Here is a 10,603-nt window from a genome sequence, read left to right on the forward strand (position 1 = left end):
GCCGAGAAGCTCAAGGACGACCCGCGGGTGATCGAGGCCTATCTCGGCCTGGGGGGAAAGCATCAGGCGATGCTGGCAACGTAACCGAAACTACAAAACAAGAGCGGCACGGCCCCTGCCGATGCCGCCGGATGGAATGGTGTGAAACAGCCCGGATCGAAAGTCCGGTTACATCTACACAGGAGGAAACATGATGATCAAGAAACTCGTTCTGGCCGCTGCGGTGGCATCCCTGTTCTCGGTGCCGGCCCTGGCCGACATCACCGTGGGCATCACCGTGTCGGCCACCGGTCCGGCTTCGGCGCTCGGCGCACCGCAGAAGAACACCCTGACCCTGCTGCCGACGACCATCGCCGGCGAGAAGGTGAACTACATCCTGCTCGACGACGCCACCGATCCGACCCAGGCCTCGAAGAACGCCAAGAAGCTGGTCGATGAATACAAGGCGGACGTGGTCATCGGCTCCTCGACCGTTTCCAACTCGCTGGCCGTGACCGAGGTCATGGTCGAATCCAAGACCCCGCTGATGGCGCTGGCGCCGGTCAATTTGCCCCCCGAGAAAGGGCACTGGGTGTTCAGCATGCCGCAGAACAATTCGATCATGGCCGGTGCGATTGCCGACGACATGGTGGCCAATGGCGTCAAGTCGATCGGCATGATCGGTTTTGCCGACCCGTACGGCGAGAGCTTCATGGGCGAGATGAAGAAAGCGGCCGAAGCCAAGGGCATCGCGATCTCGATCACCGAGAAATTCAACCGCGCCGACACCTCGGTCCTGGGCCAGTCGGTGAAGATCGTCTCCGCCAAGCCGGATGCAGTGCTGATCGTCGCCTCGGGCACGCCGTCGGCGCTGCCGCATTCGACCCTGGTCGAGCGCGGATTCAAGGGTCGCATCTACCAGACCCACGGGGCAATCGGTCGTGACGTGCTGCGTGTCGGTGGCAAGGCGCTCGAAGGCGGCATCTTCGTCAGCGGCCCGATCATCGTCGGTGACCAGTTGTCAGCCGACCACCCGCTGAAGGCGTCGATCAAGGAATACGTGACTGCCTACGAAGGCAAATACGGCGCGGGTTCGCTCGGTCCCCAGGGCGCCCACCTGTGGGATGCCTACGCACTGATCGCGGCTGCCGTTCCGACTGCCTTGACCAAGGCCAAGCCGGGCACGGCCGAGTTCCGCGCCGCGCTGCGTGACGCGATCGAAGGCAGCAAGAACGTGGTGGGTCTGCACGGCGTGTTCAACATGAGCCCGACGGACCACTTCGGCCACGACAAGCGCGCCCGCGTGCTGGTCAAGGTCGAGAACGGTGCCTACAAGCTGATGAGCGACAACTAAGAGCAGACGAAGGAGTGAGGAGTCCCATGGATACAGTGATTCGCGACACCGGCCGGATGTTCGCCAAGCCGGTCGTCAATGTGGAAACGCGGGAAGATGGAACGCGCATCCTGCGCTCCGGGATTCCTCTTCCCGAGTCCTATGCCCGTTGTCTGGGCGAATGGCTGGAGCAGTGGGCGAAGGACACGCCCGACACGCTGTTCCTCGCCGAGCGCGATGCCGCCGACGAATGGCGCAAGATCACCTGGGGCGAGACCCGCCGGCGGGTGATCGGAATCGCGACCTGGCTGCTCGGGCAGAAGCTGTCGGCCGAACGGCCGGTTGTGATCCTGTCCGACAACTCGATCGAACACGCGCTGCTGATGCTGGCGGCGATGCACATCGGCGTGCCGGTGAGTTCGATCTCGCCGGGCAATTCGCTGATGTCCAAGGACCATGCCAAGCTCAAGGGCAATATCGAACTGCTGCGCCCCGGCGTGATCTATGCCGACCCGGTGGAGAAGTTCGCCCCGGCGCTGGCGGCGATCGGCGACCTGCACGACGGGGTTGTAGTGGCCGGCGGCAACAGTCAGCCGATTTCTGGAGCGATCCCCTTCGCCGAGATCGAGGTGGCTCCCGACGAAGCCGCGGTGATGGCCGCGTTCGCGACGATCACCCCCGACACCATCGCCAAGTTCCTGTTTACCTCGGGTTCGGTCGGCGTGCCCAAGGCGGTGGTCAACACCCATCGCATGCTGTGCTCGAATCAGCTCGCCAAGGGCATCGTCTGGCCCTTCCTCGCCGAGAACCGCCCGGTGCTGGTCGAGTGGCTGCCGTGGAGCCACACCTTCGGCAGCAACCACAACCTCAACATGATCCTGCGCTGGGGCGGCACGATCTGGATCGACGACGGCAAGCCGACCCCGGCCGGCCTCGACAAGACCGTGCGCAATCTGAAGGAGATCGCGCCCACCGTCTATTTCAACGTACCCCGCGCCTACGACATGCTGGTGCCGCTGCTGCGCGAGGACAAGCAGCTGCGCGAGAAATTCTTCAGCCGACTCAACCTGATCTTCTATGCCGGCGCCGCCCTGCCGCACCACCTGTGGGAAGCGCTCGAGGACCTGTCGGAGAAGACCACCGGCACCAAGGTGACCATGGTGTCGTCGTGGGGCTCGACCGAGACCGCACCGATGTGCACCGACTGCCATTTCGAGGCCGAGCGCCCGGGTGTGATCGGCGTGCCCATCCCGGGCACCACGCTCAAGCTGGTGCCGTCGGCGGACAAGCTGGAAGTGCGGGTAAAGGGACCGAACGTGTTCCCCGGCTACTGGAAGCAGCCCGACATCACCGCCAAGTCGTTCGACGAAGAGGGCTATTACCTGATCGGCGACGCGGTCGAGTTCGTCGATGAGCAGCACCCTGAAAAGGGGCTGGTGTTCGACGGCCGCGTCGGCGAGGACTTCAAGCTGCTGACCGGCACCTGGGTGCACGTCGGGTCGCTGCGGGTGGCCGGCATCGATGCGATGAAACCGGTGGCGCAGGACATCGTGGTCACCGGCCACGACCGCGACGAGATCGGCTTCCTGGTGTTCCCCAACATCCCCGAGTGCCGCACCCTGTGCCCGGACCTGCCACCGGATGCGCCGCTGATCGACCTGCTGATGAACCCGGCGGTGCGCCAGCGCGTGCGCCGGGGCATGGCGCTGATGAAGCAGATCGGCGGCGGCTCCTCGACCTTCCCGTCGCGCGCGCTGCTGATGGCCGAACCGCCATCGGTCGAGGCGGGCGAGATTACCGACAAGGGCTACATCAATCAGCGCATGGTGCTCACCCGCCGTGCCGACCTGGTCGAGTACCTGCATGCAGACGTGGTGGACAAGACCGTGATCACGGTCCACTCCGCCCTCTGATCCATCAAGGAAAGCAAGCATGAGCGAACAACTGGTCAAGGCCTCGGTCGACGACGGCATCTACACCATCACCCTGGCGCGCCCGGAAAAGCGCAACGCGGTCAGCGACCGCCTGCTGGCAGCGCTCGAAGCGGCGCTGATCGCCACTCCGGAAGGCACGCGGGCGATCGTGCTGGCGGGCGAGGGCGAGCACTTCTGCGCCGGGCTCGACCTCGCCGAGCACCAGCACCGCGAACCCTTCGGGGTGATGCAGCACTCGCGCGGCTGGCACCGCATCTTCGACCGCATCCAGAACGGCGGCATCCCGGTGATCGCCGCGATGCAGGGCGCGGTGATCGGTGGTGGGCTGGAACTGGCCACCGCGACCCATGTGCGGGTGTCCGAACCGAACACGATCTATCAACTTCCCGAAGGCCGCCACGGCATCTTCGTCGGCGGCGGTGCCTCGGTACGGGTGGCCAAGATCATCGGCCCCGGCCGCATGTGCGAAATGATGCTGACCGGGCGCATCCTCGACGCCGACGAAGGCCTGCGCCTGGGCCTCGCGCACTACCTGGTCGGCCCCGGCGAAGCCCTGGCCAAGGCCCAGCAACTGGCACGGCGCATTGCCGAGAACGCACCGATGGCCAACTGGGCGATGGTCTCCGCGATCTCGCGCATCGACAACATGGCCACCGACGACGGCTTCTTCGTCGAGTCGCTGACCGCCGCACTGACCCAGACCAGCCCCGAGGTCGCCGAGCGCATCGGCCACTTCCTCCAACGCAAAGGCAAGGGACCGCAAAAATGAACCACTTCGAAGCTTCCGAAGCGTCCGCACTGACGTCCGCCTACGACGACATCTGGCTGGTTGCCGGCCAGCGCACGCCTTTCGTCGACTACAACGGCGTGCTGCGCGACGTGTCGCCGACCGATCTCGGCATCTACGCAACGCGTGCGTTGTTCGACAAGAGCGGCATTCCGGCCACCGAAATCGGCGGCATCATCGCCGGCAACATGGCCCAGGCCAGTTTCGACGCCTACTTTCTGCCGCGCCACATCGGCCTCTATTCGGGCATCAACCCGAACGTGCCGGCGGTGCTGGTGCAGCGCCTGTGCGGCACCGGTTTCGAGGCCATCCTGACCGCCGCCGACCAGATCAAGCTGGGCAAGGCCACGGTCATGCTGGCGGTGGGCACCGAGTCGATGTCGCGCAACCCGGTCGCGGCCTACACCCATCGCGCGGGTTTTCGCATGGGCCAGGTCGAGTTCAAGGACTTCCTGTGGGAAGCGACCAAGGACACCGCACCGGGCGCGAGCATGGGCGACACCGCGGAGAACCTGGCGCGGATGTACTCGATCAGCCGCGAGGAGGTCGACCGCTTCGCCGAGCAGAGTTTCGCTCGTGCCGCCGCGGCCTGGGACGCCGGTTACTTCGCCGACGAAGTCGCCACCGTGCTCAACAGCAAGTGGGAGCTGGAGGGGTATAACCCGCGCGGCCTGAAGCTGGCCGACCGTGCCGAGCGCTGCGAGCGCGACGGCCACGTGCGCGTGACCGCGTTCGAAACCCTGCAGAAACTCAAGCCCGCCTTCGGCGGCGTGCAGACCGGCGGCAACAGCTCGGCCATCGTCGATGGCGCGGCCGCAGTGATCGTCGCCCACGGCGACTGGGTGCGGGCCAACGGGATCAAACCGCTGGCGCGCATCGTCGCCGGTGCCGCGGTCGCGGTGCCGCCCGAGATCATGGGCATCGGCCCGGCCCCGGCGATCCGCGCCGCGGCGAAAAAGGCCGGCATCACCGTCGGCGAGCTCGGCCGGATCGAGATCAACGAAGCCTTCGGCGCCCAGTTCCTCGCCTGCGAGAAGGAACTCGGCCTCGACCGCGACAAGGCCAACGTGCATGGCGGCGCGATCGCGATCGGCCATCCGCTGGGGGCCTCGGGTGTGCGCCTGACCACCACGGTGGCGCGCGAACTGAAGGAGTCCGGCCTGCAGTACGGGGTGTCGTCGGCCTGCGCCGGCGGCGGGCAGGGCGTGGCGATCGTGGTCGAGAACGCGAGCTGAACGGGTAGGGGAAACAAGATGAAATTCGACGACAACACCTTCATCGTCACCGGCGGCGCTTCGGGCCTCGGTGAGGCCACCGTCCGCGCGCTGCATGCCGCGGGCGCCAAAGTGGTGATCGCCGACCTCAACGCGGAACTGGGCGACAAGCTCGTGAGCGAGCTCGGTGCGCGCGCCGCGTTCAACCGTACCAACGTTGCCGACGAAGCCGACGCGAAGGCGGTGGTCGAGCTGGCGCTGTCGCGCTTCGCCGGCCTGCACGGGTTGGTCAATTGCGCCGGCATCGGCACCGTCGGCAAGGTGCTGGGCAAGGAAGGGCCGATGGCCCTCGACAGCTTCGCCCGCACCATCCAGATCAACCTCGTGGGCACCTTCAACATGATCCGCCTCGCCTCCGAGGCGATGGCGAAAGGCGAGCCCCAGGCCGACGGCGAGCGCGGGGTGATCGTCAACACCGCCTCGGTCGCGGCCTACGACGGCCAGATCGGCCAGGCCGCGTACTCGGCGTCGAAGGGCGGCATCGTGGCCATGACCCTGCCGATCGCACGCGAACTCGCGCGCAGCGGCATCCGCGTGGTCACCATCGCGCCGGGCCTGTTCCTGACCCCGATGATGCATACGCTCCCGACCGAGGTGCAGAAGTCGCTCGGCGAGTCGGTCCCCTTTCCGCCGCGACTGGGGCAGCCGGCCGAGTTTGCCAAACTGGTCTGCAGCATTGTCGACAACGTCATGCTCAACGGCGAAACCATCCGCCTGGACGGTGCCATCCGTCTGGCTCCGCGATGACGGCGACGTCCGCTCCGATGGACGAAACCGAATGACAACATAGGCCATAGGCGTGCCGCGTCCCGGCACGCCTGACCCCCCACGCAAGCATGCCCCCGTGGCCGTATCGCCGGTTTTCCGCAGGCGAGGGGAGCGTGCGCACCCAAAGAACGCGAAACCTGCCGACTGGCGGGACTCTCGGGTTCGGAGCGGCCCTTTGGGGCCAGGTCGTCCGGCGCCGGGCCGGAATCAAGGAGGAGTTACAAAATGAGAAAAAAGTTGCTGGCAGGACGAAAGCGAACCCTGTCTTTGGCCATTGCGGCGGCCATCGGCATGGGGGCTGCGTATCCCGCATTGGCTGAAACCGAAATCGAGGCGCTCAAGCGCGAACTGGCCGAGCAGCGTGTTCTGCTGCAGACGCTGCTCAACGAGCGTGAAGCGCAGAAGGCCGCCGCGGCGAAGACTCCGCCCGCGCAGCCGGCAGTCGCCCAGGCGGTTCCGAGCACGCCGGCGGTCACCATCTACGGTGTGCTCGACGGCGGCATCGAGCACATCACCAACGTCGCGAGTGGCACCGACAGCAAGAGCCTCACGCGCGTGCCGAGCATCACCGGCACCATCGCCTCGCGCATCGGCCTGCGCGCCGCGAAGGAGTTCGCTCCCGGTTACAAGGCCATCGGCACGGCCGAGATCGGCTTCAACCTGGATGACGGCAGCCTGGGGCAGGCCGGCCGCATCTTCGGCCGCCAACTCTTTGCGGGTGTCGACACGCCGTATGGCAGCTTCACGATCGGCCGGCAGTACTCGATGCTGCTCTTCGGTATCGGTGCTTCCGACCTGCTCGGGCCGAACATCTATGCCATGGGCTCGCTCGACTCCTACCTGCCCAATGCCCGCTATGACAACTCGATCGCGTGGCGCAAGAGCTTCGGCGCGTTCTCGACCGGGATGACCTACAGCACCGGCCGCGACACCAAGGGCGGGGCGCCGGCTTCCGGTACATGCGCGGGTGAAGACGTGGGCGATACGCAGGCTTGCCGCGGCTGGTCTGCGATGGCGAAATACGATGCCGAGAACTTCGGCGTCGCAGCGGCGATCGACGTGCAGCGCGGTGGCACCGGTGCAACCGCCTTCTTCTTTAACGGCGCGGCGCCGATTGCCTTCAGCAGCTCCAGCGATACCGACCGTCGGATCGCCCTCGGTGGCTATATGAAGCTGGGTCAGGGCAAGGTCGGCGCGGGCTGGCTGGGTCGTAAGGTCGACGCCGCGAGTGACGTGGAATCGGATATCTACTACGTGACCGCCTCCTATCCCCTTACGCCCAAGTTCTCGCTCGACGGGGGCGTGCACCGGGTCACCAACGACGACCAGGACCGCGATGCGACCCTGCTGGTGCTGCGCGGACTCTACAAGCTGGATGCAAGCTTGACGACCTATCTGCAGGTGGGTCATATCTCCAACAGCGACAACGCGAGCTACCAGGTTTCCGTCGGCCCCGGCATCTCGCCCCGGCCGGGCGCATCCCAGACCGCCACCATGGCCGGCCTGCGTTATACGTTCTGACGAAGACGACCATCCCGCAGGCCTTGGCTCGCGGGATGGACCTTGCAATGCCGTAGGCACCACGGACCGCCGCGAGGCGGTCCGACCGACCAATCGCCGCACAGGAATGAAGCATCATGCCTAGACGCAACACCTACCGCCTGCGCATCGCCTTCAGCGATTGCGACCCGGCCGAGATCGTCTTCTTCGCCAACTATTTCAAGTGGTTCGACACCGCCAGCCGCGAGTTCTTCACCGCCTGCGGAGTGCCAAGCTGGCGCGACACCAAGGCGCAGCGCGGCATCATCGGCACGCCGCTGGTCGATGTGCACGGCAAGTTCATGAACTCCGCGACCTACGGCGAGGACATCGAGATCGAGTCCTCGGTCGAGGAGTGGCGCGGCAAGAGCTTCGTCATGCGTCATGTCGCGCGCCGCGGCGATACCGTGCTGTGCGAGGGCCGCGAGGTGCGTGTGTTTGCGATGCAGGATCCGGAGAACCCGCTGCGCATCAGGGCGGTGCCGATTCCGGAAGACATCCGCGCGGCCTGCGAGTAAGGCTGGGTACTCCCTCCCCTTCAAGGGGGGAACACAACCCCGCGCATAGCGAAGAATCGGGACAAGGAGAGACCCCACCATGTTCGACTACAACGCCCCACTGCGGGACATGCAGTTCATCCTCAATGAACTCGCCGGCCTCGAGGCCATCGGCAGCCTGCCCGGTTGCGAGGACGCCTCGCCCGACCTGGTCGCCGCCATCCTCGAAGAAGCGGGCAAATTCGCCGCCGGCGTGCTCGCGCCGATCAACCGCCAGGGCGACGAGCAGGGCTGCCGCCTGGAAGACGGCCGCGTGATCGCCCCCGACGGCTGGCAGGAGGCCTACGACCAGTTTCGCGATGCGGGCTGGCTCGGCCTGTCGCTACCGACCGAGTTCGGCGGCCAGGGCCTGCCCAAGGCGGTGTCGACGCCGGTGTGGGAGATGTGGTTCTCGACCAACATGGCCTTCACCATGCTGCCGCAGCTCAACGTCGGCCAGGCCGAGGCGCTGCTGATCGCCGCCAGCGAGGAGCAGAAACAGACCTGGCTGCACAAGGTGGTGAGCGGCGAATGGGCGAGCACGATGAACCTCACCGAGCCGCAGGCCGGCTCCGACCTCGCCGCCACCCGCAGCCGTGCCGAACCGCAGGCCGACGGCAGCTACAAGCTGTTCGGCCAGAAGATCTTCATCTCCTACGGCGAACACGAACTCACGCCCAACATCGTGCATCTGGTGCTCGCCCGTCTGCCCGATGCGCCGGCGGGGGTGAAGGGCCTGTCGCTGTTCATCGTGCCCAAGTACCTGGTCGAGGCCGACGGCAGCCCGGGCGAGCGGAACGATGTGCGCTGCATCTCGATCGAGCACAAGATGGGCATCCACGGCAGCCCGACCTGCACCCTGTCCTACGGTGACCAGGGCGGCGCAGTGGGTTATATGGTGGGCGCGCCCAACCGCGGGCTCGAGACCATGTTCATCATGATGAACGAGGCCCGCTTCGGCGTCGGCGTGCAGGGCGCCGGGCTGGCCGAGCGCGCCTACCAGCTCGCTCTCGGCTATGCCCGCGACCGGGTGCAGGGCCGCGACGCGGTGACCGGCGAGGCCGGCAAACCCATCATTCACCACCCCGACGTCAAGCGCATGCTGCTGGGCATGCGGGCGCGGGTGATGGCGATGCGCGCGCTGCTGTACACCGCCGCCGGCTGGTTCGACTTCGCCCACCACAGCCCGGACGAGGCGGTGGCCGACAAGTACCGGCGCTACGTCGACCTGCTGATGCCGGTGGCCAAGGGCTGGTGCACCGAGGTCGGCAACGACGTGTGCGACGAGGCGATCCAGGTTTTCGGCGGCATGGGTTTCGTCGAGGAGACCGGCATTGCCCAGTTCTTCCGCGATGCCCGCATCATCACCATCTACGAAGGCACCACCGGCATCCAGGCCAACGACCTGATCGGGCGCAAGATCCTGCGCGAGGGCGGGGCCACGCTGCGCGAACTGGTCGCCGAGATCCGCGCCACGGCGGTACCCCTTGCGGAGGACAGCGAGTTGGCGAGCCTGGGCCTGGACTTGGCCGCGCAGGTGGGGAGCCTGGAGACGGCGCTCGAGTGGATTCTTGCCAACGGCAAGGACCGGCTCGACGAAGTGCTGGCCGGCGCGGTGCCCTTCCTCCATCTGCTCGGCACGGTGTGCGGCAGCTGGCAGCTGGCGCGTGCCGCCCGGGCTGCCCGGCGCCGGATCGCGGCGGGCGAGGGCGATGCGCAGTACCACGCCAGCCTGGTCGAGCTCGCCCGCTTCTACATGGCCACCGTCGGCCCGCAGGCCGCGGCCCATGCGGCGACCGTGTGCGCCGCCGGCGGAGCGCTGACGCGCTTCGACGAAGCGGCGTTCTGAGGGCAGCCCGATGGATGAGGGCGTGCGGGTTGCGGTGTTCGACGGCTTCGAGCAACTCGCGGCTTCGACCGGCAGCGAAGTCGCGGTCGGCGCCTGGCTGACGCTGGATCAGGCCTCCATCGACGGCTTCGCCGCCGCCACTGGCGATCGCCAGTGGATCCACGTCGACCCCGCGCGGGCGCGGGCCGAGTCGCCTTTCGGTACCACCATCGCCCACGGCTTCCTGGTGATCTCGGCCGCCGCGGCGTCGATGCTCGAGGTGGTGAAGGTGCAAGGCGCCGCCATGGCGATGATCTACGGCGTGGACCGGGTGCGCTTCGTCGCCCCGGCGCTGGCCGGCACCCGGGTACGGGCGCGGATCACGCTGGAACGCTGGACGCCGCGCCCCGAGGGCGGGCAGGCGGACTGGGCGGTGACGGTGGAGGGCGAGGGCATGGAAAAGCCGGTGGCGGGATTCGGGCTGATCGTGCGTTACCTGGCTGCGCCGCCGGCCGCCGAATGATGAGAGCAAGGAAGGAGACGGAAAATGAAGATACTGGTCCCGGTCAAACGCGTGGTTGACTACAACGTGAAGGTCCGCGTGAAGGCGGACGGCAGCGGGGTG

General features: G+C 66.8%; 9 protein-coding genes and 2 pseudogenes. All 11 read left to right on the top strand.

Annotated elements, in window-relative coordinates; genetic code table 11:
- A pseudogene (locus AC3A35_RS27560) lies at positions 1-84 on the top strand (ABC transporter ATP-binding protein); the annotation flags it as partial.
- 106 nt (positions 85-190) lie between these two features.
- Complete coding sequence (locus tag AC3A35_RS27565) at positions 191-1,333, top strand: ABC transporter substrate-binding protein (protein ID WP_487439753.1); 1,143 nt, start codon at positions 191-193, stop codon at positions 1,331-1,333.
- Between the two features lie 26 nt (positions 1,334-1,359).
- Positions 1,360-3,225 (top strand): feruloyl-CoA synthase, encoded by a 1,866-nt coding sequence (locus AC3A35_RS27570; RefSeq protein WP_487439754.1) that lies wholly within the window; start codon positions 1,360-1,362, stop codon positions 3,223-3,225.
- Positions 3,226-3,244: 19 nt separating this feature from the next.
- Complete coding sequence (locus AC3A35_RS27575) at positions 3,245-4,015, top strand: crotonase/enoyl-CoA hydratase family protein (protein WP_487439755.1); 771 nt, start codon at positions 3,245-3,247, stop codon at positions 4,013-4,015.
- Entirely contained in the window at positions 4,012-5,268 is a 1,257-nt protein-coding gene (locus AC3A35_RS27580; protein WP_487439756.1) for a thiolase family protein, read from the top strand. Before AC3A35_RS27575 ends, AC3A35_RS27580 begins: the two co-directional genes overlap by 4 nt.
- Positions 5,269-5,286: 18 nt before the next feature.
- Positions 5,287-6,054, top strand: a complete 768-nt coding sequence (locus AC3A35_RS27585; RefSeq protein ID WP_487439757.1) for a 3-hydroxyacyl-CoA dehydrogenase — start codon at positions 5,287-5,289, stop codon at positions 6,052-6,054.
- Between the two features lie 246 nt (positions 6,055-6,300).
- The gene (locus tag AC3A35_RS27590; RefSeq protein WP_487439758.1) at positions 6,301-7,596 is read left to right on the top strand and encodes a porin; all 1,296 of its coding nucleotides are present in this window, start codon (positions 6,301-6,303) and stop codon (positions 7,594-7,596) included.
- Positions 7,597-7,712: 116 nt separating this feature from the next.
- Complete coding sequence (locus AC3A35_RS27595; protein WP_487439759.1) at positions 7,713-8,132, top strand: acyl-CoA thioesterase; 420 nt, start codon at positions 7,713-7,715, stop codon at positions 8,130-8,132.
- 79 nt (positions 8,133-8,211) lie between these two features.
- Positions 8,212-9,999 carry an acyl-CoA dehydrogenase gene (locus tag AC3A35_RS27600; RefSeq protein WP_487439760.1) on the top strand — a complete coding sequence of 596 codons (1,788 nt, stop codon included), beginning with the start codon at positions 8,212-8,214 and terminating at the stop codon, positions 9,997-9,999.
- Between the two features lie 10 nt (positions 10,000-10,009).
- On the top strand, positions 10,010-10,501 hold the full coding sequence (locus AC3A35_RS27605) for a MaoC family dehydratase (RefSeq protein ID WP_487439761.1): 492 nt from the start codon (positions 10,010-10,012) through the stop codon (positions 10,499-10,501).
- Positions 10,502-10,525: 24 nt separating this feature from the next.
- A pseudogene (locus AC3A35_RS27610) lies at positions 10,526-10,603 on the top strand (electron transfer flavoprotein subunit beta/FixA family protein); the annotation flags it as partial.

The organism is Azoarcus sp. Soil_N_20, from assembly GCF_057656155.1.

What these genes read in the sequence shown, in the direction of transcription:
- AC3A35_RS27580 (WP_487439756.1), top strand. Translation starts at nt 4,012, where the DNA reads ATGAACCACTTCGAAGCTTCCGAAGCGTCCGCACTGACGTCCGCCTAC.
- AC3A35_RS27585 (WP_487439757.1), top strand. Translation starts at nt 5,287, where the DNA reads ATGAAATTCGACGACAACACCTTCATCGTCACCGGCGGCGCTTCGGGC.
- AC3A35_RS27595 (WP_487439759.1), top strand. Translation starts at nt 7,713, where the DNA reads ATGCCTAGACGCAACACCTACCGCCTGCGCATCGCCTTCAGCGATTGC.
- AC3A35_RS27605 (WP_487439761.1), top strand. Translation starts at nt 10,010, where the DNA reads ATGGATGAGGGCGTGCGGGTTGCGGTGTTCGACGGCTTCGAGCAACTC.
- AC3A35_RS27575 (WP_487439755.1), top strand. Translation starts at nt 3,245, where the DNA reads ATGAGCGAACAACTGGTCAAGGCCTCGGTCGACGACGGCATCTACACC.
- AC3A35_RS27565 (WP_487439753.1), top strand. Translation starts at nt 191, where the DNA reads ATGATGATCAAGAAACTCGTTCTGGCCGCTGCGGTGGCATCCCTGTTC.
- AC3A35_RS27590 (WP_487439758.1), top strand. Translation starts at nt 6,301, where the DNA reads ATGAGAAAAAAGTTGCTGGCAGGACGAAAGCGAACCCTGTCTTTGGCC.
- AC3A35_RS27600 (WP_487439760.1), top strand. Translation starts at nt 8,212, where the DNA reads ATGTTCGACTACAACGCCCCACTGCGGGACATGCAGTTCATCCTCAAT.
- AC3A35_RS27570 (WP_487439754.1), top strand. Translation starts at nt 1,360, where the DNA reads ATGGATACAGTGATTCGCGACACCGGCCGGATGTTCGCCAAGCCGGTC.